The organism is Rhodococcus koreensis, from assembly GCF_900105905.1.
GTDB classification, from domain to species: domain Bacteria; phylum Actinomycetota; class Actinomycetes; order Mycobacteriales; family Mycobacteriaceae; genus Rhodococcus_F; species Rhodococcus_F koreensis.
Map to the genome: position 1 here is coordinate 6,924,959 of NZ_FNSV01000005.1, position 22,861 is coordinate 6,947,819.

The 22,861-nt window shown below is 68.1% G+C and carries 25 protein-coding genes and 1 riboswitch; of the genes, 14 read left to right on the forward strand and 11 right to left on the reverse strand.

Features of this window, described 5'->3' with window-relative positions:
- The 6 genes from thiS (at position 1) to BLV94_RS36025 (ending at position 5,340) form a co-directional block, all read left to right on the forward strand.
- Positions 1 to 225: a sulfur carrier protein ThiS gene (thiS, locus tag BLV94_RS36000; protein ID WP_005251712.1), complete on the forward strand. Its 225-nt coding sequence runs from the start codon at positions 1 to 3 to the stop codon at positions 223 to 225.
- A complete protein-coding gene (thiG, locus tag BLV94_RS36005) occupies positions 218 to 985 on the forward strand; it encodes a thiazole synthase (RefSeq protein ID WP_072948501.1) in 768 nt (255 codons plus the stop codon). The genes thiS and thiG overlap by 8 nt, the downstream gene beginning before the upstream one ends.
- Positions 986 to 1,097: 112 nt before the next feature.
- Positions 1,098 to 2,039: an ABC transporter ATP-binding protein gene (locus BLV94_RS36010; protein WP_011594987.1), complete on the forward strand. Its 942-nt coding sequence runs from the start codon at positions 1,098 to 1,100 to the stop codon at positions 2,037 to 2,039.
- Positions 2,039 to 2,833 carry an ABC transporter permease gene (locus tag BLV94_RS36015; RefSeq protein ID WP_072948499.1) on the forward strand — a complete coding sequence of 265 codons (795 nt, stop codon included), beginning with the start codon at positions 2,039 to 2,041 and terminating at the stop codon, positions 2,831 to 2,833. The genes BLV94_RS36010 and BLV94_RS36015 overlap by 1 nt, the downstream gene beginning before the upstream one ends.
- A gap of 145 nt (positions 2,834 to 2,978) precedes the next feature.
- A complete protein-coding gene (locus BLV94_RS36020; protein ID WP_174705564.1) occupies positions 2,979 to 4,433 on the forward strand; it encodes a M20/M25/M40 family metallo-hydrolase in 1,455 nt (484 codons plus the stop codon).
- Positions 4,434 to 4,485: 52 nt separating this feature from the next.
- Complete coding sequence (locus BLV94_RS36025) at positions 4,486 to 5,340, forward strand: adenylate/guanylate cyclase domain-containing protein (RefSeq protein ID WP_072948495.1); 855 nt, start codon at positions 4,486 to 4,488, stop codon at positions 5,338 to 5,340.
- A gap of 32 nt (positions 5,341 to 5,372) precedes the next feature.
- On the opposite strand, the gene thiD is transcribed toward BLV94_RS36025, so the two are convergent.
- Positions 5,373 to 6,218, reverse strand: coding sequence for a bifunctional hydroxymethylpyrimidine kinase/phosphomethylpyrimidine kinase (thiD, locus tag BLV94_RS36030; protein WP_072948494.1), 846 nt, complete (start codon positions 6,216 to 6,218; stop codon positions 5,373 to 5,375).
- Between the two features lie 10 nt (positions 6,219 to 6,228).
- Positions 6,229 to 7,875 carry a phosphomethylpyrimidine synthase ThiC gene (gene thiC, locus BLV94_RS36035; RefSeq protein ID WP_072948492.1) on the reverse strand — a complete coding sequence of 549 codons (1,647 nt, stop codon included), beginning with the start codon at positions 7,873 to 7,875 and terminating at the stop codon, positions 6,229 to 6,231.
- Positions 7,868 to 7,976: riboswitch (TPP riboswitch) on the reverse strand. Its footprint overlaps the gene before it by 8 nt.
- Positions 7,977 to 8,109: 133 nt before the next feature.
- Between thiC and BLV94_RS36040 the strand changes: the two genes are divergently transcribed.
- The 3 genes from BLV94_RS36040 to BLV94_RS36050 all read left to right on the forward strand — a co-directional run bounded on the left by BLV94_RS36040 (position 8,110) and on the right by BLV94_RS36050 (position 9,720).
- Positions 8,110 to 8,487, forward strand: coding sequence for a GNAT family N-acetyltransferase (locus BLV94_RS36040; RefSeq protein ID WP_072948491.1), 378 nt, complete (start codon positions 8,110 to 8,112; stop codon positions 8,485 to 8,487).
- Positions 8,488 to 8,587: 100 nt separating this feature from the next.
- Positions 8,588 to 8,950 carry a GNAT family N-acetyltransferase gene (locus BLV94_RS36045; RefSeq protein ID WP_072948489.1) on the forward strand — a complete coding sequence of 121 codons (363 nt, stop codon included), beginning with the start codon at positions 8,588 to 8,590 and terminating at the stop codon, positions 8,948 to 8,950.
- Positions 8,951 to 9,042: 92 nt separating this feature from the next.
- Positions 9,043 to 9,720 (forward strand): hypothetical protein, encoded by a 678-nt coding sequence (locus BLV94_RS36050; RefSeq protein WP_072948487.1) that lies wholly within the window; start codon positions 9,043 to 9,045, stop codon positions 9,718 to 9,720.
- Here BLV94_RS36050 and BLV94_RS36055 read toward each other — a convergent pair.
- From BLV94_RS36055 to BLV94_RS36065, 3 genes are read right to left on the reverse strand one after another with little or no spacing between them, the layout of a single operon-like run.
- Positions 9,687 to 10,490: an exodeoxyribonuclease III gene (locus tag BLV94_RS36055; RefSeq protein ID WP_072948485.1), complete on the reverse strand. Its 804-nt coding sequence runs from the start codon at positions 10,488 to 10,490 to the stop codon at positions 9,687 to 9,689. The genes BLV94_RS36050 and BLV94_RS36055 overlap by 34 nt on opposite strands.
- 34 nt (positions 10,491 to 10,524) lie before the next feature.
- Positions 10,525 to 11,490, reverse strand: a complete 966-nt coding sequence (locus tag BLV94_RS36060; protein WP_072948483.1) for an N-acetylglutamate synthase, CG3035 family — start codon at positions 11,488 to 11,490, stop codon at positions 10,525 to 10,527.
- Positions 11,480 to 12,070, reverse strand: coding sequence for a peptide deformylase (locus BLV94_RS36065; protein ID WP_072948481.1), 591 nt, complete (start codon positions 12,068 to 12,070; stop codon positions 11,480 to 11,482). Before BLV94_RS36065 ends, BLV94_RS36060 begins: the two co-directional genes overlap by 11 nt.
- A 178-nt stretch (positions 12,071 to 12,248) precedes the next feature.
- Here BLV94_RS36065 and BLV94_RS36070 point away from each other — a divergent pair, with 178 nt between their 5' ends.
- From BLV94_RS36070 to BLV94_RS36090, 5 genes are all read left to right on the forward strand, one after another.
- Positions 12,249 to 12,587: a nucleoid-associated protein NapA gene (locus tag BLV94_RS36070; protein ID WP_072948479.1), complete on the forward strand. Its 339-nt coding sequence runs from the start codon at positions 12,249 to 12,251 to the stop codon at positions 12,585 to 12,587.
- Positions 12,588 to 12,611: 24 nt separating this feature from the next.
- Complete coding sequence (locus BLV94_RS36075) at positions 12,612 to 13,160, forward strand: LytR C-terminal domain-containing protein (RefSeq protein WP_072948478.1); 549 nt, start codon at positions 12,612 to 12,614, stop codon at positions 13,158 to 13,160.
- A gap of 73 nt (positions 13,161 to 13,233) precedes the next feature.
- Positions 13,234 to 13,935 (forward strand): superoxide dismutase[Cu-Zn], encoded by a 702-nt coding sequence (sodC, locus tag BLV94_RS36080; RefSeq protein WP_072948476.1) that lies wholly within the window; start codon positions 13,234 to 13,236, stop codon positions 13,933 to 13,935.
- Between the two features lie 75 nt (positions 13,936 to 14,010).
- On the forward strand, positions 14,011 to 15,135 hold the full coding sequence (locus BLV94_RS36085) for a glutamate--cysteine ligase (protein WP_072948474.1): 1,125 nt from the start codon (positions 14,011 to 14,013) through the stop codon (positions 15,133 to 15,135).
- A 118-nt stretch (positions 15,136 to 15,253) separates the two neighbouring features.
- Positions 15,254 to 16,537: a phosphatase PAP2 family protein gene (locus tag BLV94_RS36090; RefSeq protein WP_072948472.1), complete on the forward strand. Its 1,284-nt coding sequence runs from the start codon at positions 15,254 to 15,256 to the stop codon at positions 16,535 to 16,537.
- Here the strand turns inward: BLV94_RS36090 and mnhG are convergent.
- Genes mnhG through BLV94_RS36120 form a run of 6 tightly spaced genes read right to left on the reverse strand, consistent with a single transcriptional unit; the run spans position 16,506 to position 22,686 of the window.
- The gene (gene mnhG, locus BLV94_RS36095; protein ID WP_005264391.1) at positions 16,506 to 16,844 is read right to left on the reverse strand and encodes a monovalent cation/H(+) antiporter subunit G; all 339 of its coding nucleotides are present in this window, start codon (positions 16,842 to 16,844) and stop codon (positions 16,506 to 16,508) included. The genes BLV94_RS36090 and mnhG overlap by 32 nt on opposite strands.
- Positions 16,841 to 17,101 (reverse strand): monovalent cation/H+ antiporter complex subunit F, encoded by a 261-nt coding sequence (locus tag BLV94_RS36100; RefSeq protein ID WP_005251754.1) that lies wholly within the window; start codon positions 17,099 to 17,101, stop codon positions 16,841 to 16,843. The genes mnhG and BLV94_RS36100 overlap by 4 nt, the downstream gene beginning before the upstream one ends.
- Positions 17,098 to 17,670 carry a Na+/H+ antiporter subunit E gene (locus tag BLV94_RS36105; RefSeq protein WP_072948471.1) on the reverse strand — a complete coding sequence of 191 codons (573 nt, stop codon included), beginning with the start codon at positions 17,668 to 17,670 and terminating at the stop codon, positions 17,098 to 17,100. The genes BLV94_RS36100 and BLV94_RS36105 overlap by 4 nt, the downstream gene beginning before the upstream one ends.
- Positions 17,667 to 19,289 (reverse strand): Na+/H+ antiporter subunit D, encoded by a 1,623-nt coding sequence (locus BLV94_RS36110; RefSeq protein ID WP_072948469.1) that lies wholly within the window; start codon positions 19,287 to 19,289, stop codon positions 17,667 to 17,669. Before BLV94_RS36110 ends, BLV94_RS36105 begins: the two co-directional genes overlap by 4 nt.
- Positions 19,286 to 19,855 carry a Na(+)/H(+) antiporter subunit C gene (locus BLV94_RS36115; RefSeq protein WP_072948466.1) on the reverse strand — a complete coding sequence of 190 codons (570 nt, stop codon included), beginning with the start codon at positions 19,853 to 19,855 and terminating at the stop codon, positions 19,286 to 19,288. Before BLV94_RS36115 ends, BLV94_RS36110 begins: the two co-directional genes overlap by 4 nt.
- Positions 19,855 to 22,686, reverse strand: a complete 2,832-nt coding sequence (locus BLV94_RS36120) for a Na+/H+ antiporter subunit A (RefSeq protein WP_072948464.1) — start codon at positions 22,684 to 22,686, stop codon at positions 19,855 to 19,857. Before BLV94_RS36120 ends, BLV94_RS36115 begins: the two co-directional genes overlap by 1 nt.
- Positions 22,687 to 22,861 lie beyond the last annotated feature (175 nt).

The window sequence follows — 22,861 nt, forward strand, 5'->3', positions numbered from 1 at the left end:
ATGAGTGAGCAGCAAGTAGTGGTGCCGATCGGCATCAGCGTCAACGGCGAGGATCACGAGTTCACGGAACCGTTGACCGTCACCGGGCTGCTGGAGGTGCTGAACCTGCCGACCAAGGGAATCGCGGTGGCCGTGAACGGCGCCGTGTTCCCCCGCGCCCGTTGGGACGAGCTCGTGGTCCGGGGCTGGGAGATCGAGATCCTCACGGCGGTGCAGGGTGGCTGACGCGACGCCCGGCGTGCAGAAGGGCCTCACGATCGCGGGACGCACGTTCGGTTCACGGTTGATCATGGGCACCGGTGGCGCCGCCAACCTGACGGTGCTCGAAGAGGCGCTCGTCGCGTCCGGCACCGAGCTGACCACGGTCGCGATGCGCCGCGTCGACGCCGTCGGCGGCACCGGGGTGCTGGACCTGCTGCGCCGGCTCGACATCGCGCCGCTGCCCAACACCGCGGGGTGTCGCGGTGCGGCCGAGGCGGTGCTGACGGCGCAACTCGCCCGGGAGGCGCTCGAAACCGACTGGGTGAAGCTCGAGGTCATCGCCGACGAACGCACCCTCATGCCCGACGCCATCGAGTTGGTCAGCGCCGCCGAGCAACTGGTCGACGACGGATTCGTCGTCCTGCCGTACACCACCGACGACCCGGTCCTGGCCCGCAGGCTTGAGGACGTCGGCTGCGTGGCCGTGATGCCGCTGGGTTCGCCGATCGGCACCGGGCTCGGTATCGCGAACCCGCACAACATCGAGATGATCGTGGAGGGTGCCGGGGTACCGGTCATCCTCGACGCCGGCATCGGGACCGCCAGCGACGCGACCCTCGCGATGGAACTCGGCTGCGACGCCGTCCTGCTGGCCACGGCGGTGACCAGGGCGAAGGATCCGGCGCTCATGGCGTCGGCGATGCGCGGGGCCGTGGTGGCGGGGTACGAGGCCCGGCACGCGGGCCGCATCCCCAAGCGGTTCTGGGCGCAGGCGTCGTCGTAGAACTCGGGGTCGAGTCGGGGTCCGGTTCGGGGTCCGACCGGTACCAGGGGACGAGTCGGGAGTAGACCTGCGGCCGATGCGCGCCGGCCGCAGGTTCCGGCATTCTTCTCACATGATTGAAGTGAGGGGACTTTCAAAGACCTTCGGTGCGACGAAGGCGGTGGACAACCTGACGTTCAACGTGAAGCCGGGTATGGTCACCGGCTTCCTCGGCCCGAACGGTGCAGGAAAATCGACGACGATGCGCATGATCCTCGGGCTGGACCGCCCCACGGCGGGCAGCGCGCTGATCGACGGCAAACCGTACAGCGACCTGGTGCAGCCGCTGCGGACGGTGGGGGCTCTGCTCGACGCGAAGTGGGTGCACCCCAATCGCTCGGCCCGCGCCCACCTGCAGTGGATGGCGGCGTCCAACTCGCTGCCGAAGAGCCGGGTCGACGAGGTGCTGCACCTCGTCGGGCTCACCGAGGTGGCGGGGAAGAAGGCCGGCGGATTCTCGCTCGGCATGTCCCAGCGACTGGGCCTGGCCGCCACGCTGCTCGGCGATCCGAAGGTGCTGCTGTTCGACGAGCCGGTGAACGGGCTCGACCCGGAGGGCATCGTCTGGATCCGGAAGTTCATGCAGCGCCTCGCCGCCGAGGGCCGCACCGTGCTGGTGTCGAGCCACCTGCTGTCCGAGATGGCGCTCACCGCAGAACATCTGGTGGTCATCGGCCGCGGGCGTCTGATCGCCGACACCACCGTGTCCGAGTTCGTCAGCAAGTCCTCGGAATCGACGGTGCGCGTGCGGAGCCCACAGCTGGACGCGCTGCGCAGCGCGCTCACGTCCAACGGACTCACCGTGCGCGAGGACGGATCCGACGGGCAGCAGGCGCTCGTCGTGGTGGATTCGTCGACGGACGTCGTCGGCGGGATCGCCGGTTCGCAGGGCATCGTCCTGCACGAGTTGGCATCTCAGCGCGGATCGCTGGAGGACGCCTTCATGAAGTTGACCGGAGACGACGTGCAGTACCACGCAGAGGGCGTCGAAGATGTGATGAGGGGTGCACTGTAATGGCTGTTCTCAATGCCGAACGGATCAAGATCACGTCGACGAGGTCGCCGTGGTGGTGCACCGTCATCATCATCGTGCTGGGCCTCGGTCTCGCGGCGGTCATCGGGCTGAGCGCGAAGGCGAGCATCAACACGTTCAACAACCAGATCGCGGACGGTAAGCAACCCGACTTCGACCCGTTCCTGCCGCAGATGTCCGACGCCGTCGGCGGTGTCTCCGGGTTCGGTGTGCTGGTTCTGATGATCCTCGCGGCACTGGCCGTGACCAGCGAATACCGGTTCGGAGTCATCCGCACCACGTTCCAGGCCATCCCGAACCGGGCGTCCGTCCTCGTCGCGAAGGCCGGCCTGATCGGCGCGTTCGGCGCCGTGCTGACGTTCGTGCTCACGTTCGGCGCGTACGCCATTGCGAAGGCGACGGCCGGCGACGAGGCCGGAGCGGCACTCACCCTGACCGGTGCGGACGCGTGGCGGTCGATCTACGGCGTCCCGATCTACGCGTTCCTGTGCGTGGTTCTCGCCGTCGGAGTCGGCACCCTGCTGCGTCAGTCGGCGGGGGCGATCGCCCTGCTGCTGCTGTGGCCGCTGCTGATCGAGAGCCTGTTCAACCTGTTCGGCTCGTTCGGCCAGAAGATCATGCCGTTCCTGCCGTTCCTCAACGCCAACAACTTCCTGGGAGCGTCGCAGGGAGTCGATTTCCACTGGGGCCCGTGGGGCAGCCTCGTGTACTTCGCGGTGTTCGTCTTCGTGATCTTCGGGGCCGGACTGGTGGTCGTCAACAAGCGCGACGCCTGACACCCGATACAGTAATCTCGCCCTGCTCCTCCGCCAGGTGATCGTCGGGAGACCTGGCTGAGGGTGACGGTGGGGCGGGAGCCTGTGGGCCGGTGCGAAATCCATTCGCGCCGGCCCACAGGTGCTTCTGCGTTAGGCTCCCGACATGCGACTACGGGGAGTTTTCACAGTCGGAGTGGCCGGTGCGATGGTCCTGGCCGGGTGCTCGTCGACGAGTGAACCCGATTCGCCGCCGGTCGACGCGAGCGCTCTCGCGGCCTCGGTCACCGAGAGCGGTGTGGTGGGGCACCTCGAGCAACTGCAGACGATCGCCGAGAGCAACGACGGCAACCGCGCAGCCGGAACGTCCGGCTACGACGCGAGCGTCGACTACGTCGCACAGACATTGGAAGACAAGGGCTTCGACGTCCAGACCCCGGAATTCGAGTTCCACAAGTTCGACGTGCGGACGGAGGCCCTGCGGTCCGGCGACCGCGACTTCGACGTCCGGGCGATGTCGTATTCACCGTCGACCGGTCCGCAGGGGCTCACCGCCCGCCTGGTGCCCGCCCCGAAGGACGACAGTCCGGGATGCGAGGTCACCGATTACGACGGCCTCGACGTGACAGGCGCGATCGTCCTCGTGAACCGCGGGGTGTGCCCGTTCGCGGCCAAGCAGCAGGTGGCGTCCGAGCGCGGTGCCGCAGGCGTGATCGTCGTCAACAACGAGGACGGACCGATGAGCGGCGGCACCCTCGGCGACCCGGATGTGGGCAAGGTGCCCACGGGCGGGGTGAGCAAGGCGGACGGCGCCGCGCTCGAGCAGGCGGGGGGTGACGTCACCCTCACGCTCGACACCGTCACCGAGTCGAGCACCGCGCGCAACGTCATCGCCCAGACGAAGACCGGCTCGACCGAGGACGTCGTGATGGTCGGCGCGCACCTGGACAGCGTCCCCGAGGGCCCCGGCATCAACGACAACGGCACCGGCGTCGCCGCGACCCTCGAAACGGCCGTGCAACTCGGCGGTTCGCCCGACGTCGACAACGCCGTGCGCTTCGCGTTCTGGGGCGCCGAGGAATTGGGTCTGCTCGGATCGGAGGCGTATGTCGACAGCCTCAGCGAGGAGCAGCGGAACGACATCGCGCTGTACCTGAACTTCGACATGCTTGGTTCCGAGAACGCCGGCTACCTGGCCTACGACGGCGACAACTCCGACAACGTCGGTGAGGGGCCCGGACCCGAGGGGTCCGCGGGCATCGAGCGCACGTTCACCGAGTTCCTGCAGGGCGACGGCATCGCCGCGGACGGCACGGACTTCGACGGCCGCTCCGATTACGGTCCGTTCATCGAGCACGGCATCCCGTCGGGCGGCGTGTTCAGCGGCGCCGACGAGACGAAGACCCCCGAGCAGGCGCAGAAGTGGGGCGGCACCCCGGGTGTCGTGTACGACAAGAACTACCACAGCGCGACCGATACCCTCGAGAACGTGGACCGGGCCGCGCTCGCCAAGAACGCCGCCGCGGTCGCGTATGCCGTCGGGGTGTACGCGGAGTCGCTCGCGGGTCCGAACGGAGTCCCCATCGGCGCGGACCGGGAGAAGGCGCGGGCCACCGAGTGATGTCCGATTCGTCACGGGTTTGTGCATGTGACGCTGAGTTACTCTTACTCTCGTGAGCGACGACCCCGCCGAAGAGAACAGTGCCGAGCACGGCGCTGCGCAGACGCCGAAACGGGGCGACAAGGTGCTGGGCTGGGTGGAATCGGTCAACCGGCAGCCGCAGCTGATCGAGGGGCTGCGGAGGGTTCGTCGCGCGCTCCCCGGCGATCCCGCGTTCGGCGACCCACTGTCGACGGCGGGCCCCGGAAGCGCGCGGGCGATCGCCCGCGTCGCCGACCGCTTCCTCGATCACCAGCCGGGCGCGTCCCGCGAGATGAGCCTCGGCGCGCTGCAGGTGTGGCAGGCACTGCTCGAGCGCACCGGACGTGGCCGGGGAACACGCGAGGTGACCATCGTGTTCACCGACCTCGTCGGGTTCTCCAGTTGGTCGCTGCCCGCCGGTGACAGCGCCACCCTCGCCCTGCTGCGCGACGTCGCCCGAGCCGTCGAGACCCCCATCGTCGACCGGGGTGGGCATGTGGTCAAACGCCTGGGCGACGGTGTGATGGCCGTCTTCTCCAGCCCGGACCGCGCGATCGACGCCGTCTTCGCCGCGCAGGACGCCCTCGCGGACGTCGAGGTGGACGGCTACCGTCCCCGCATGCGCGTCGGCCTCCACACCGGTTCGCCCTGGCAGATCGGCAGCGATTGGCTCGGTGTCGACGTGACCGTCGCGGCCCGCATGATGGAACTCGGCGGCGACGGCAACGTGATGGCGTCGTCCGCCACGCTGTCGAGCCTGCAGCCGGGCACCCTCGACGAACTGGGGGTCGGGGTCAAGCCGTGGCGACGCGCCTTCTTCGCCCCCGCACCCAGTGGGGTGCCCTCCGACCTCGGCATCTGGCGGTTGCGGCTTCGCCGCCCGTGAGTACTTGTTAACCGCCGGACGTTAACAAGTACTCACGGGTGCCGCAGGCGCCACAGGGGCGAGACGGGGCCGTGACCGGCACCCAGGTCGTACGACGCCTCCAGGCACTTGGTGACCCACTCCTTGCCGAACGCCACCGCGTCGGGCACGGACCATCCGTGGGCGAGTGCACTCGCGATGGCGGCCGCGAGGGTGTCGCCGCCGCCGTGGTCGTTGCCGGTGTCGATCCGGGGACTGCTGAACTCGAGGAATCGGTCGCCGTCGAACAGCAGATCGGTGCTCGACGCCGACGTCCGCAGGTGCCCGCCCTTCACGATCGACCACTGCGCGCCGAGTGCGTGCAGCGCCTCCGCGGCCCGGCGTGCGGTCGCGTCGTCCACCACGTCGATGCCGGTGATCAACCGGATCTCGTCGAGATTCGGGGTGACCACCGTGGCGATCGGGATCAGCGTGTTCCGCACGGCGTCCAGCGCCTCGGCGTGCAGGAGCGGATCGCCGTGCATCGACGCGCACACCGGGTCGACGACCAGCGGGACCGGTTGGTCCCGGCCGATCCCGACCTCGGTGCACACGGCGGCGACGGCCTCGATGATGGCCGTCGACGCCAGCATCCCTGTCTTCGCTGCCCCGACCCCGATGTCGTCGACGACGCACCGCACCTGCGCGGCCACCGTCTCCGGCGGAATCTCGTGGAAGCCGCTGACCCCCACCGAGTTCTGCACCGTCACCGCGGCGACCGCGACGCATGCGTGGACGCCGCACAGCGCCATCGTCCGCGAGTCCGCCTGGATCCCGGCGCCACCGCCGGAATCGGTGCCGGCGATGGTGAGGACGCGGACGGGGGTCTGGCCGTCGGGGGTCAGGGGCAGCAGCTTCACGAAGGGGACCTTACCGATTCTCTGAGGTGACGGATTCGACGGGCAGATACACACGGCCACCTGCGTCGACGAACTCGCTCGACTTCTCGGCCATGCCCGCCTCGATGGCTTCGACCGAATCGAGTCCGTGCTGCTGCGCGTACTCCCGCACGTCGGCGGAGATCCGCATGGAGCAGAACTTCGGACCGCACATCGAGCAGAAGTGGGCCGTCTTCGCCGGCTCGGCGGGCAGCGTCTCGTCGTGGAACTCCCGCGCCGTGTCCGGGTCGAGGGACAGGGCGAACTGGTCGTGCCAGCGGAACTCGAACCGGGCCTTCGACAGCGCGTCGTCCCGCTCCTGCGCGCGCGGATGCTGCTTTGCGAGGTCCGCGGCGTGCGCCGCGATCTTGTACGTGATGACCCCGGTCTTGACGTCGTCCCGATTCGGCAGCCCCAGGTGCTCCTTGGGCGTCACGTAGCAGAGCATCGCGGTACCGGCCTGCGCGATCATCGCCGCCCCGATCGCGGACGTGATGTGGTCGTACGCCGGTGCGATGTCGGTGGCGAGCGGTCCGAGCGTGTAGAACGGCGCCTCCTCGCACAACTCCTCCTCGAGCCGCACGTTCTCGACGATCTTGTGCATCGGCACGTGCCCGGGACCTTCGATCATCACCTGCACGCCATGCGATTTCGCGATCTTCGTGAGCTCGCCGAGGGTGCGGAGTTCGGCGAACTGGGCCTCGTCGTTGGCGTCCGCGATGGAGCCGGGGCGCAGACCGTCACCGAGCGAGAACGTGACGTCGTAGCGGTGGAGGATCTCGCAGAGTTCGTCGAAGTGGGTGTACAGGAACGATTCCCGATGATGGGCCAGGCACCAGGCCGCCATGATCGAACCGCCGCGGGAGACGATGCCGGTGACCCGGCGCGCGGTCAGCGGAATGTAGCGGAGCAGCACCCCGGCGTGGACCGTCATGTAGTCGACACCCTGCTCGCATTGCTCGATCACGGTGTCGCGGTAGATCTCCCACGTGAGCGCGGTCGGATCGCCGTTGACCTTCTCCAGCGCCTGATAGATCGGCACGGTCCCCACGGGCACCGGCGAATTGCGCAGGATCCATTCCCTGGTCTCGTGAATGTTCTTGCCGGTGGACAGGTCCATGATGGTGTCCGCGCCCCACCGCGTCGCCCACACCATCTTCTCGACCTCTTCCGCGATCGACGACGTCACCGCGCTGTTGCCGATGTTCGCGTTGATCTTGACCGCGAACGCCTTGCCGATGATCATCGGCTCGAGTTCGGGGTGGCAGCGGTTGGCCGGGATCACGGCGCGACCCGCCGCGACTTCGGCGCGCACCACCTCAGGTGAAACACCCTCTCGTGCAGCGCAATACCGCATCTCGGGGGTGACGGTCCCGGCGCGGGCGGCGTCGAGCTGGGTGCCCGCCCGGTCGGCGATCCACGACGCCCGCAGATGCGGAAGTCCTGCGTCCAGGTCGATCGTGGCGTCCGTGTCGGTGTACGGGCCCGACGTGTCGTACACGTCGAGGTGCTCACCGTTGGTGAGATGTACGCGCCGGACCGGCACCCGGACGTCGTCGCCCGACAGCAGGTACTGCTTGGTGCTGCCCTGGATCGGTCCCGTGGTGACGGACGTGGCTGTAGATATGGTTGTGCTCATCGATGATGCTCCCTACGCCGGCATTACCCGGACAGGTTCGACGGTCGACGGCCCCTAGCCGTCCTCTCAGCCCGCTGGTGCGAGCCCCCGTGGATGTGTAGTTGTCCCGGAGACTGTAACCGAGATCTCTGAGAGTGAACATTCGGGGGAAACTTGGACAGCGGTTCCGTGCATCGGTATAAAGGGTGATGAACATCACATTTCGATTACGACACATACCCCCAGGAGATAGCCATGCTGACGGACGCGCAGGTTGTGGACGTGATCGACAACGCCGATCAGAACCGATTCGAACTCCGACTGAGTGGTGACCTGGTCGGCATCCTCGGATACTTCGCCCTCGCGGACACCCCACCGGGTGCGGGTGCGGGAGTGGTGGCCCGGCCGCCGGGCCCGAAGAGTCGGGGGCGTCAGGCCCCGGTGGTCTCGTTCATGCACACGGTGATCGTGGAGGACTTCGGTCACCGCGGACTCGCCGCACTCATGGTGGGGCGCTCCCTCGACCTCGCCCGCGGGTACGGCTGGAAGGTCCGGCCCGTCTGCACGTACGTGCAGCGCTTCGTCGCGGGGCATCCCGACTACCGCGACCTCATGGTTCCGGTGGACGCCTGACGCGGTCGGGACACGAATCGACCACTCGTCGGCAACGAAACGGTTCCGGGGCCGGTGATTCCACTCGCGACGGTGCTCGTGAACTGATTCCATGAGTGGCATGGATCACATGTCGGACGGTTCCGAGCCGTCGGGGAGCATCACGGCCGTCGATACTCGCGTACTCGACAACCCCGCCCACGAACGATTCGACCTGTGGCTGGGGGACGAGCTGGTCGGCATCCTCGGCTATCGCGACGAGGACGACATCCCCGGGTTCACCGCCGAGCCCGGCGAGGTCGTCGCGTTCATGCACACGGTGATCGTGGAAGACTTCGGTGGCCGCGGCCTCGCCGCGGTCCTCGTGGGCGAGGCGCTGGGTTCAGCGCGTCGGCGGGGCTGGAAGGTGCGTCCCATCTGCACGTACGTCCGGCGCTACGTGGCGCTGAACCCGGAGCATCTCGACATCCTGGTCGCCGACTAGAACGACTTCCGAGAGCACTGCTCTTGCTGGACGTCGATTCGTGGTGAATACTGCTCTGCATAGAGAGCAGTGCTCACAATCGGAGGCGTGTCATGGTGGTGTCGGATCGGATCGACGGTCGTGCCGGGATCGCACGGATCTCCGCCGCAGCGCTGTTCGCCCTCGCGGGTGCGCTGTTCGTCGTCTACCCCGTGGTGCGTCCGTACGCGGCGGGCGGGGCACCGGACGGGCGGGCGGAGTTCGCCTCACCGTGGTGGCTCGTCGCCCACCTCGCCGCCGTCGGCGGATTCATCGCATTCGGACTTGCGCTCGTTCCGCTCGCCGGCCTGCTGGAGGGGACGGCCGGCAGGCGGGCGGGCGTGGTCGCCGTGGCGGCGTCGTGGATCGGCATCGGACTGACCCTGCCGTACTACGGGGCCGAAACGTTCGCGCTGCACACCCTCGGCGCCAGCGGCCTGGACGACGGTGCCGTCACCGCCCTCGCCGAGAGCGTGCGGATGGGAGCGGCGCAGGCGACGCTGTTCGCCACCGGCCTGCTCCTCGTCGCGGTCGGCGCGGCGGCGGCGGCCGTGGCCATCGCCCGCTCCCGGCTACTCGCCGGCTGGTCGGGCATTCCGATGGCAGTGGGGTTCGCACTGTTCATCCCGCAGTTCTACGCCGACGCCCCCCTGCGCATCGCGCACGGCGTGCTCATCGGGTTCGGTTGTGCGGTCGTGAGTCTCGGGTTGCTGCGTTCTCAGTCGCCGAGGTCGACGATGACCGGCGCGTGATCGCTGGCGCCCTTGCCCTTGCGTTCGTTGCGGTCGATCTCGGCCTTGTCGACACGGCCCGCGAGGGCGGGCGACCCGAGCACGAAGTCGATGCGCATTCCCTGCTTCTTCGGGAACCGCAGCTGGGTGTAGTCCCAGTAGGTGTAGACACCCGGGCCCGGGGTGTGCGGCCGGACGACATCGGCGAATCCCGATTCGACGAACGCCTGGAAGGCCTCGCGCTCGGGGACGGACGTGTGGGTCTTGCCCTCGAACAGCGCCGGATCCCAGACGTCCTCGTCGGTGGGCGCGACGTTCCAGTCGCCGACCAGCGCGATCTGCGCGTCCGGATTCCGGTCCAGCCATCCGACCGCATCCGTGTGCAGCTTCGCCAGCCACTCCAGCTTGTACGTGTAGTGCGGATCGGCGAGCTCACGGCCGTTGGGGACGTACAGGCTCCAGATGCGGACGCCGTTGCAGGTGGCGCCGATGGCGCGGGCTTCCTGCGCGGGCGCGACCTCCGGGTCCTTGTGGAACCCGGGCTGATCCTCGAAGCCGATCTGCACGTCGTCGAGACCGACACGGGACGCGATCGCGACACCGTTCCACTGGCTGAGGCCCACGTGCGCGACCTCGTACCCCAGTTCGCGGAACCGCTCGTACGGGAACTGCTCGTCCTTGCACTTGGTTTCCTGCATCGCCAGCACGTCGACGTCGGACCGCTGGAGCCAGTCCAGGATCCGGTCGGTACGGGCACGAACAGAGTTCACGTTCCAGGTTGCGATGCGCACGGCAGCCACCCTAGCGGCATTGTCCGACAGATTTTCAGCCGCCGGGTTCGGTGGCGTAGCGGTACCGGTGGTGCGCCACGAAGCCGACGTTGCGGTACATCGCCTGCGCGCCCGCGTTCTCGACGGCGACCTGCAGGCACGCGTGGGTCGCGCCGTGCTCGCGTCCCCAATTGATCATGTCGCCGCAGATCAGGCTGCCGATTCCGCGGCGGCGGTGAGCCTGCGCCACCTCGACCGCGGTGAGTCCGACCCATCGTCGGTCGTCGGGCGCGGTCGTGACGGATCCGCGGGCGACGGCGAGGAGCGCCGAGTCGGCGGCGCCGATCCGGCCGAAGCCGAGTGTCCCGCCGCGGACCGCGTTCAGCACGTCGACCGCGAAGTCGGGCAGCGCGGACCCGCGGTAGCGGTACAGGGCGAGCCAGTCCGGATCCGGGTGATCGGTGACCGTCGTGGTCCGCGGACCCTCGGGCAGCGCCAGGTTGTCGACGTCGGCGGCCATCACGACCACTTCGTCGCTGACGTTCCAGCCCGGCGGCACCTCGCCCAGGCGGTCGGGGATCAGCAGTCGCAGCGGGCGGTCCCGTTCGGCGTACCACTCGCGCAGGCGGTCGAGCGTGCCACCGGGGGAGGCGTCGTCCAGACTCCCGACCGTCCCGCGGTCGCCGAGCGGCGCCGCCGAGTTGGCGCGTCCGGTGAAGCCGTGGCCGTACCGGGCGAGCCAGCCGTCGATCCATGCGTGCTCGATCCCCGGCCAGCCGTCGGCGGAGGCCAGTTCGAGGGACCGGATCTCGCTCGCCCGCACCGGGCGTGCGGGGACCGCCTTCAGCGCGACCACCCGCTCCGGCTCCACTTCGATCGCGGAGCCGGCCGCGTCGCGGACGACCACGACCGGCTCGACGCTCTCGAGCACCCCGATGACGTCGGTCATCGGATGGCTGGAACCGGGCGGCAGCTGGTAGCGCAGCACCACCCGGCTTCCGAGCGGAATGTCAGTCGTCATGCCCGAACGGGTCTTCGACCGTTCCCGGCACCCAGCTGAGCCCGGGAACTCCCCAGCCGGCGCGCTTGATGGTCTTCTTGGCGGCGCGTGCGTTACGGCCGACCAGCATGTCGACGTAGAGGAAACCGTCGAGGTGACCGACCTCGTGCTGCAGCATGCGCGCGAAGAAGTCGCGTCCCTCGATCTCGACGGCGTTGCCGTCGGCGTCGGTACCGGTGACCTTCGCCCACTCGGCCCGGCCGGTGGGGAACTGCTCGCCGGGAACCGACAGGCAGCCCTCGACGTCGTCGTCCGGGTCCGGCATGGTCTCGGGTCGTTCCGACGTCTCGAGGACCGGGTTGACGACGCAACCCCGGCGGCGGAACGGCTTTCCGTTCTCGTCGACGTCCGGGCAGTCGTAGACGAACAACCGCAGCGGCAGGCCGACCTGGTTGGCGGCGAGCCCGACGCCGTTGGCGGCGTCCATCGTGTCGTACATGTCGGCGATGATGTCTGCGAGTTCCGCAGGTGACTGGGACACCGTCTCGGTCGGTTCGTGCAATACCGGGTCGCCCACGATCCGGATGGGGAGGATGGCCATGGTCGTCAAGGATAGTGCGGCGCGCCCGAGCCGTTCGCACTGCCCGCGGCGTTCGTCGTGGTTGAATAGTCGCTGAAGTACAGCTGTGTAATTCGTTGCTCGGTCGGCCACGCGATCGAGGAGCCGGGGGAACGTGGTTTCGCTGACATCGAGCGAGAGCTAGTAGTCGAGGAGTGAGATGGACGGCGCAACAGCGCGTAGTCGGAACCAGTCCGAGCGCACCGACAGCGACACTTCCGTAGGGGTCGACGACGTCGTCGACGACGGTCTCTCGCGTCGGGAGCACGACATCCTGTCCTTCGAGCGCCAATGGTGGAAGTACGCCGGCGCGAAGGAAGAAGCGATCAAAGAGCTGTTCGACATGTCCGCCACCCGGTACTACCAGGTGCTCAACGCGCTGGTGGACCGGCCGGAGGCACTCGCAGCCGACCCGATGCTCGTGAAGCGCCTGCGACGGCTGCGCGCGAGCAGGCAGAAGGCCCGCGCGGCCCGTCGCCTCGGGTTCGACGTCACGTAGCACCCGGTCGCTAAGGTCGACATCGTGAGTACTCCGAAACCCGAATCGTCCGGCCCGCCGTTACGTGCCCTCGCGATGGTGCTGATCGCCCTCGCGATTCTCTTCGCGGGTCTCGGTTTCGCCTCCCTCGGAGGTTCGGACTCGGAGGAGACCGCAGCCACCGTCACGACCTCGGCGGCTGCCACGACCACCGCCGCCCGTCCGACGACGGCCGCCGGAGCGGCGGGAGGCACCTCGGCTTCCGCGGCGAGCACGACCTCCGGTGCGTCCAGTACCACGAAGGCCGCCGACGCGGCGTCGGTGCCGGTGCGGGTGCTCAACAACAGCAACGTCACGGGTCTCGCGAGCCAGACCGCCACCGAACTGATGTCCTCGGGGTGGACGGTGTCGGAGACCGGCAACTACAGCGACAGCACCATCTCCGAAACCACCGTGTACTACGGGACTTCCGCCGCGGAGAAGGAAGCGGCCATCGAGATCGCGGCGCAACTGGGGGTGTCGGCCGAGCCGAAGTTCCCGGGAATCGCGAATTCGTCTGCCGGTGTGGTCGTCATCGTCACTTCCGCGCAGTAGACCGGACGGTCGGTGCATCGGCGCCGCGGTTATGATCAGATGCACTTCTTCGCCACCTCAAAGGAGCGGTTTGATGGCCTCGAGTTCTACCCGTCGGATGTCCTGGCGCATTGTCACCCCGGTGGTGGCCATTGCCGCACTCGGACTGACCGCCTGCAGTAACAACGAGGCGCCGTCCGACGTTCCCGGCACCACTCCTCCCGTCTGGACCGGTGCCGCCGATCCCAGTGCCGCAGGCGTTCCCGGCGACGCCGAGAGCGGCTCGGGCGAGCACGCGGAGAGCGGCGCGCTCACCGCGACGCTGAAGAACGCGGAGGGCGTGAACGTGGGTACCGCCACGTTCAAGCAGTCGGGAAGTCACGTCGAGGTCACCGTGTCCGTCAAGGATCAGACGCCCGGGTTCCACGGATTCCACGTGCACTCCGTCGGAAAGTGTGAGACGAACTCCGTGGCACCGACCGGTGGTGCGCCCGGAAACTTCCTGTCCGCGGGCGGGCACTTCCAGGCCGAGGGCCACTCGGGGCACCCCGCGAGCGGCGACCTCACCTCGCTGCAGGTGCTGGAGGACGGCACCGCCGAGTTGGTCACCACCACCGACGCCTTCACGGTCGAGGACCTGAAGAACGGCGACAGCGGCACCGCGGTCATGATCCACTCGGGTCCCGACAATTTCGCGAACATCCCCACCCGTTACGCACCCGCTCCCGATCAGGAAACCCTGAACACCGGTGACGCAGGCTCTCGTGTGGCCTGCGGTGTCATCGGCGCCAGCTGAGTCGCGTGACACCCCGGCTGCGGCCGGGGTGTCGGTGCGCTGCCGCGGGCCTCGGCCTGTGGTTGGATCGAAACCGTGGTAGTTCCCTTTCCCGGTTCGCCGCGGCCGACACTGGGTGTCGAGTGGGAGATCGCGCTGGTCGACAGGGTCACGCGGGATCTCTCCAACACGGCCGCGGAGGTGTTCGACGCGGTCGCGAATCTGGCGGGTCCGGAGGATCCGCGGATCACCAAGGAGTTGCTGCGCAACACCGTCGAACTCGTCACCGGCATCCACTCCACCGTCGGTGAGGCGATGGACGACCTCGACGAGTCGCTCGACCTGCTGCGGCGGGCGGCGAACCCGCTCGGGGTCGATCTCATCTGCGCCGGAACGCACCCGTTCGCGCAGTGGTCGACCCAATTGGTCACGCGGACACCGGATTACGACGAGCTGATCGAGCGTACCCAGTGGTGGGGCCGTCAGATGCTGATCTGGGGTGTGCACGTCCACGTGGGGGTGTCTTCGCCGCAGAAGGTGTTCCCGATTCTCAACGCGCTCTTGCAGCGGTACCCGCATCTGCTCGCGCTGTCCGCGTCGTCACCGATGTGGGCGGGCGTCAACACGGGGTACGCGAGCAATCGCGCCCTGATGTTCCAGCAACTTCCCACCGCGGGGCTGCCGTACCAGTTCGCGAACTGGGCGCAGTACGAGGATTTCATCAGCGACCAGATGAAGACCGGCGTGATCACCAAGATCGGCGGGATGCACTGGGACATCCGGCCCGCGCCGCGGTGGGGCACCATCGAGGTCCGCGTCTTCGACGGTATCTCTACCCGCGCCGAACTCAGTTCTCTCGTCGCGCTCGTGCACTGCCTGATCGTCGACCTGGACCGGCGCTTCGAGGCGGGCGAGAACCTGCCCAACCTGCAGCCGTGGCACGTGAAGGAAAACAAGTGGCGGGCCGCGCGGTACGGGCTCGACGCCGAGATCATTCTCGACGAGGACAGCAACGAGCGACTCGTCACCGACGACCTGAACGACCTGCTCGAGAAGCTGGCGCCGACCGCCGTGCGTCTCGGCTGCGCGGACGAATTGGCCGCTGTGGAGGAGATTCCCCGCCGCGGCGCCTCCTACCAGCGGCAACGTCAGGTCGCGGAGGCGACCGGCGGTGACCTGGTGGCTGTCGTCGATGCGCTGGTGAAGGAGCTCGGGACCTGAAAGCCGGTCTCGGGCAGGACACTCGTCCACTTGCCGTTCACGTGTTGTTTACACTTGGCGGGTGTCGATCGACGATGTTGCCGTTGTACGGCCGGGTGGGCCCGTCGATCGTTCCCGCATGTTCGTCGCGGGCGGGGCGCTCGGTGTCGCGATCCTGCTGGTCGTGGTCCAGTCGGTCGCGTCCGTCCAGGGTTTCCAGGGGCCCCTGGAGAGCCTGTTCCGCGACTACGTCCTGACCCCCAAGTCGGCGTCCGTTCCGTGGGCCGGCCTCGCGCTCGCGATGGTCGGGCTCAGCAACCGGCAACGCGTCGTGGCGCTGTCCGCGGCAGCGGGCATCGACGTGGTGGTCGCGGCTGTGCGCTACCTGTCGGGTGGCCCGCTGACCGTCGGTAACGGCGCGACGTGGGTTCTGACGGCGGTCGGTGTCTACGCCGCGGTCCGGTGGACGGGTGAGCAGCGGCGCAGCGCCCTGAAAGGTGTCGGGCTGGGTGCGCTGCTGATTCTCGCGACCAAGTTCGGCGACGCCTGGCTGCAGGTCACGATCATGGCCGGGCCGATGGTCCTCGACGAGTTCGCCCAGCTCGCGGATCACGCGCTGGGAAGCCCGTCGTGGCACATGGGGCAGTTCGTCGACGCGCTCGGTCCCGTCGGTTACGGCATCCTGCACTGGGTCTACATCGAACTGCCCGTCGCGGCCATCGCGGTGGCCGTCTACCAGCTTCGGAACGGATGGCCCTCGCACTACCTGGTTCGCACGTTCCTGCTGATCGGTCTCGTCGGTCCCATCTTCTACGTGCTGTTCCCCGTGGTCGGTCCGATCTTCGCGTTCGGCACCGAAGGGCAGGGGTTCCAGGTCAGCGACTACTGGCCGAACTTCGTCCCGGCACCCGACTTCGCGCCCGAACCCCTGTCGTTCGATTCGACGACCCCGCGCAACTGCATGCCGAGCCTGCACACGGCGTGGGCACTCGCGCTGTTCATCCACTCCCGGCAGGGCGCCTGGTGGCTGCGGCTCGGCGGCACGTTCTGGCTGGTGTGCACACTGACTGCGACCCTCGGGTTCGGCTACCACTACGGCGTCGACCTGGTCGCCGGAGCCGTCCTGTGCCTGACCATCGAGTCCGCGCTCCGCGACCCCGAACGGGGGTGGGGCTGGTTCCGGGTCCGTCTCGTCGGCGGTGGCGCGCTGGTGCTGACGGGACTGCTGCTCAGCTACCGCTACCTCGCGGTGCCGATGGGCCGATTTCCGGAGGTGTCCGGACCGCTCGTTCTCGGCGCCCTTGCCGCGATGAGTCTCGGCTTCTATGCGACGTTCTTCGCCAGGCCCGACACCGCGCTCGCCCGGTGGGGCAACGGCGCGAAGGCGGCTGTCACGGACGTTCTGGTGGCTCCAACTCGTTGATCATCAGCAGCCCGTCCTGATCGCGCTGCTCCCGGTACGCCACCCGGCCGACGCTGTGCGCGATGACCGGCGCGGTGAACAGGGTGAAGATGCCGACGAGGATCAGCATCCAGATGTCGACGTTGCCGCGCAGTTCGAGGACTGCGCCCGCGAGAACCATGATGAGACCGACCACCTGCGGTTTGGTGGCGGCGTGCATGCGGCGCAGGGTGTCCGGGAAGCGGACGATGGCGATGGCGGCCGTCAGTGCGAGCAACGACCCGCACAGCATGAGGGTGGCCCCGATGACGTTCAGCACGGTCGTCACGACTTGTCACTCACCCGGAATCGGGCCACCGACACCGAGCCGATGAACCCCACCAGCGACAACGCGACGATTGCGGGCACGATCGTCGTGTCGCCGGTGTACGCCGCCCACACGGCGAGTCCGCACATCGCGAGGGCGATCAGCGTGTCGAGGGCGACGAGGCGATCCAGCGAGTTCGGACCGTCGAGCAGCCGGAACGTCGTCAGCACCCCGGCAACGACCAGGATGATTCCGGATATGACCGATACGACTGTCATGAGCTGCCCTCCTGAGCGGGGTCGTCGTACTGCTGGTCGCGGTTGTGCCAGGGGCTCGGTTTCCAGTCGGAGTCCCGTTCGAACGCCTCGATGAACAACCGCTCCAGCTGCGCGACCGTGCGGTAGAACTGGCTGACCGCCTTCTGCGAGCCCATGTCCAGGACGTGGACGTAGACGATCCGCCGGACCTGGTCGATCTCGAGAACCATGGTCCCGGGGATGAGGTTCAGCACGTCGATGCAGAGGGTCAGCACGAGGTCCGACTTGATCCCCAGCTGGTACCGCAGGACGCCGGTGACGGGCGGCGGCCCGGGACGGAGTGCGAGCCACGCGATCTGGAGGCTCGACTGGAGCGAGTAGTACACGAACATCACCGCCAGCCGCAGCAGCGGCAGGAAATGCACCCGGCCCTCCACGGGCACCCGCGGCAGCGGCATCAGCACCATGATGATCGCGCCGACGGCGAGTCCGCCGAGGATGTTGCCCCAGCTGACGTTGCCCCACAACAGGATCCACACCGACATCAGCCACAGCAACGCGCCGAACTGGAGAATTCTCTCGCGTTTCATCGCGGTGCCTCCTGCGCTTCGCCGCCGGGGTGACCGCCGAGGACGGCGTCGATGTAGATGGACCGGTTCTGCAGATCGCTCGCCGCGCGATCGCTGATCTGGATGATCTGGCCGGCGAACACCGTCATCGCCAGCCCGACGGCGACGAGGGCGACGGTGGGGATCAGCATCATTGCGGGAATCCGGCCCACGTCGGCGCGGTCGTCGAATGCGATGTCGGCCTCGGACTCGTCGAGCAGCGCCGACGGGCTGACGTCCGCGAGGTCGCCCTCGGGGGCGTCGGCGCGGGCCCGCCAGAACGCCTTGGTCCACACGCGTGCGACGACGTACAGGGTGAGGAGGCTGGTGACGGTTCCGCCTGCGACGAGGGTCCACGCCAGCACGCTCGCGTCCGCCGAGCCGGCCTGCAACAACGCGACCTTGCCGATGAACCCGGAGAACGGGGGAATGCCGCCGAGGTTGAGGGCCGGAATGAGGAACACGATGGCCAGGACGGGGCTGGCCGCGGCGAGCCCACCGAGACGCCGCAGCGACGAGGACCCGGCCTGGCGTTCGATGAGACCGACCACCAGGAACAGCGTGGTCTGCACCAGGATGTGGTGGGCGACGTAGTAGATGGCACCCGAGAGCCCCGACTGCGTGGACAGCGCGACACCGAACACCATGTACCCGATGTGGCTGACCAGGGTGAAGGACAGCAGACGTTTGATGTCGCTCTGCGCGATCGCACCGAGGATGCCGACGAGCATCGTCAGCAGGCCGCACACCATCAGCACGTTGTCGAGTTCGCCCTCCGGAAAGAGCAGCGTGTGCGCGCGGATGATCGCGTACACACCCACCTTGGTGAGGAGGCCGGCGAACACGGCGGTGACCGGGGCCGGCGCTGTGGGGTAGGAGTCGGGCAGCCACGTCGACAGCGGGAACACCGCGGCCTTGATGCCGAACGCCACGAGCAGCACGCCGAAGATGGCGGTGCGGGTGCCGGACGGGATGCCGTCGAGGCGGGTGGCCATGTCGGCGAGGTTGAGGGTGCCGGTGGCCGCATAGGCGAACGCGATGCCCGCCAGGAAGATCAGCGAGGACACCATCGACACCATCACATACGACACACCCGCGCGGACGCGGTCGGCGCTCGCGCCCAGAGTCAGCAGCACGAAACTGGCGGCGAGGAGCACCTCGAAACCGACGTACAGATTGAACAGGTCGCCGGCGAGGAATGCGTTGGAGATGCCCGCCGTCAGCGCCAGATACGTCGGCAGGAAGATCGAGACGGGCTGGTCCTCACTGCCGTCGCGGATACCCTGACCCACGGCGTACGCCATGACGGCGAGCAGCACGATGGACGAGACCACCAGCATCATCGCGGACAGCCGGTCGACCACCAGCGTGATGCCGATCGGCGAGTCCCAGCCACCCACCTGAACGGCCGTCGTGCCGTCGCGGTCGGCGAGGAACAGCAGCAGTCCCGACACGACGAGGACGCCGATCAACGCGACGAGCGTGATGATCCGCTGGGCCCGCGGACGCCGTCCGAGCACCAGCGTGGCCGCGGCGGCGAGCATCGGGACGAGGACGGGCAGCGGCGCGAGCGCCGTGATGACGTGCGGGGAAATGGTCACGACTTCTCCCCGATCCCGGCCTTGTCGATCTCCTCGTCGTCGTCGAAGTCACCGTCGTGCAGGTCTTCGTAGCATTCGAGGTCTTCGAGGTTCTTCAGTTCTTCCAGGGGAATGGGGTTTCCGTTCTTGTCGAAGGCGTCGCCGCTGAAACTCGGCTCGCCGGTGACCGGGTCGTCGGAGCGGTCGCGGTCCGGGGCCTCGGCGGGCGACCGGCGCCGCAGGACCTTGGTGTCCTCGGGGTCGTTCTCGACGGCGTCCTGCGTGGTGATCTTGAACGACCGGTACGCGAGCGCGAGCACGAAACCGGCGATGCCCATCGTGATGACGATCGCCGTCAGGATCATCGCCTGAGCCAGCGGGTCGGCCATCGACTCGTGAATGGACTCGCGGCCCACGATGGGCGGATTGCCGTCCCGCCCACCGGACGTGAGGATGAGAAGGTTGATGCCGTTGCCGAACAGCAGCAACCCCAGCAGCATGCGGGTGATACTGCGTTCGATGAGCAGGTAGACGCCGGCCGACACGAGGACGCCGATGATGACGAGAAATCCGAGGTTGGCGCTCATTACTGGTTCACCTCGACCTGTGCGTCGAGACGTGCCCCGAGACTGCGGAGTACGTCGAGTACGAGTCCGACCACGATGAGGTACACACCCAGGTCGAAGAACAGGGCGGTGACCATCTTGACGTGACCGAACACCGGCAGCGTCACCTCGAAGACCGCGGAGGACAGCGCGGGGGCACCGAGGAACAGCGACGCCAGCGCGGTGCCTGCGGCGAGCGTGAGCCCGAGCCCCAGGATCTTGCCCGCGTCGATCGGGACCGTCTCGCCGAGTTCGTACCGCCCGCCCGCGAGGTACCGCAGGACCAGCGCCAGACCGGCGGTGAGGCCGCCGGCGAACCCGCCGCCGGGCGCGTTGTGACCGGCGAAGAAGAAGTACACCGACAGCACCATGATGGTCGGGAAGATCAGCCGGGTCGTCACCTCGAGGACCAGTGACCGGTGTTTCGGATCGATGAGGTCGCCGCCGAGCAGCCAGGTGGTCTCGGAATGCGAGGCCGAAGACTCGGCCGTGACCGCGGGGGCATCGGCCACCCGGGGGGCGCTGCCGAAGCGGCGGTTGCGGAACACCAGGCTCGCGACACCGGTGGCCGCGACGAGCAGCACCGAGATCTCGCCGAGCGTGTCCCAGGCGCGGATGTCGACGAGCAGGACGTTGACGACGTTCTTGCCGTTGCCGAGGTAGTACGCCGCGTCGGGGAGTCGCTCGTAGATCGGCACCGAGTTCCGCGCGTTGATGGCGTACGCGCCGATCGTGGTGATGGTGGCACCGACCGCGACCGCCAGCAGCGCCCGCGGAATCTTGAATCCGATCGCCCGGCGCTCGTCCACCTCGGCGGGCAGTTTCCGGAACACGAGGACGAAGATGACGAGCGTCAGTGTCTCCACCAGGAACTGGGTGAGCGCGAGGTCGGGAGCGCCGTGCAAAGCGAACAGCACACCGCAGCCGTAGCCGCTGAGACCGACGAGGATCACGCTGGCCAGACGGTTGCGCATCACGGTCGCGGCGAGCGCGGCCGCGACCATCATCAGCCCGATCACGAACTGCACCGGCGAATCCCACAGGCGCACATCGGCGCCGGTGTCGGTGCCGACGACGAGCAGCACCAGCGGCACCAGCACCAGGGTGCCGAGGATGGTCGCCTGGGTCAGCGGTAGCGAACCGCGCTGGGTGGCGCCGGTCAGCCGCATCGACAGGGCGTCCATGCCGCGCAGCGTCGCGTCGTAGATGCGGTCGGCGTTGCCGAGCGGCGGATGCTCGAACCGCAACCGGTTGACCCAGCGCTGCGCCACGAAGAGCGCGGTGCCGACGGCGAAGACGAGCAGTGTGAGCAGCAGCGCCGTGTTGACGCCGTGCCACAGCGCGAGGTGGTAGTCGGTGGCGGCCTCCGGGGGCAGGGTGCGCGAGTACGGCGTCAGCAGCTTCTCGAGCTGCGGCGCCGCCAGTCCCGCCGCCAGGCTCAGCACCGCGAGAACGGCGGGTGCGGCGAGGAACAACGGTCCGGGCGCGTGCATGCCCTGCACGGCCGGGCTCGGCCGCGCGAGCCGCTTGCGGCCGAAGGCGCCCCACATGAAGCGCACGCTGTAGGCGAGCGTGAGGATCGAACCCAGCACGACGACGCCGACGGTGGCGATCCGCGCGGGGTCGGCGAGGACGGTCGTGCTCAGCAGGGAGTCGAACGCGGCCTCCTTGCCGACGAACCCGAGGAACGGCGGAAGCCCGGCCATGCTGGCCGCGGCCAGTGCGGCGAACACCATCAGCGCCGGCGCACGATTGCCGAGGTGCGCGAGTTTGCGGATGTCGCGGGTCCCCGTCGTGTGGTCGATGATGCCGACCACCATGAACAGTGCGGCCTTGAACATCGCGTGCGCGACGACCATCGTCATGCCGGCGAGCGCGGCGTCGCGGGTGCCGAGACCGACCAGCACCATCATGAAGCCGAGCTGGCTGACGGTGCCGAACGCGAGCACCAGTTTGAGGTCGAACGCGCGCATCGCCCGCCACCCGGCGAGGACCATCGTCAGCAGGCCGAGCGTGATGATCGTGAACCGCCAGGGCGCCGCGTCGGCGAAACCCGGCGACAACCTGGCCACGAGATAGATACCGGCCTTCACCATCGCGGCGGCATGCAGATAGCCGCTGACCGGGGTGGGGGCGGCCATCGCGCCGGGCAACCAGAAGTGCAGCGGGACGATCGCCGACTTCGACAGCGCACCGATGAGGACCAGCACGACGGCGACACCGGCGAGCCAGCCGCGAGGTGCGACCTCGATCAGTTCGGACAGGTTGTACGTGCCACTCACCTGGCCGAGGATGATGATGCCGACGAGCATCGCCAGACCACCCGCGGTCGTGACGAGCAGCGCCTGCGTCGCGGCGCGGCGGCTCGAGGCGCGTTCGGCGTAATGCCCGACCAGCAGGAACGACAGGACCGTCGTCAGTTCCCAGAAGATGTACAGCAGCAACATGTTGTCGCTCGCGACGAGCCCGAACATGGCCCCGGCGAATGCCACCATCTCGGCGGCGAAGATGCCGAGACGGGGTTCGTCGTCGGTGAAGTAGCGGGCGCAGTAGACCAGGATCAGCGTGCCGATGCCCAGCACCAGCACCGACATGATCGCGGCGAGCGGATCGAACCAGAAGTCGAGGTCCATCGACAGGCCCGGAGCCCATTCGACGGACACGGTCTGCACCGTGCCCCAGTTCGCGATCACCCATCCGAGTGACACCAGCGGGACGAGGGAGAGGGGATAGAAACCGTTGCGGCCGAACTGGCGCACCACAAGCGGAGCCAGAACGGCGGCAACGGCATGGGCGAGCAGAACAGCAAGCAAAAGGCACTCCGTCGGGGGTCAGCGGGCGGCGGGGTGTCGGAACGAAACGAACCGAGTCGTGTAGACCGTTCGCTTAGCTAGCGAACTGGGCTACGTGTACATCCTACTGGGTCGGTTATTCGGACCCACAATCGCGGCAAATCGGACTAATGGGGCGCATTGTGTTATGGGCACG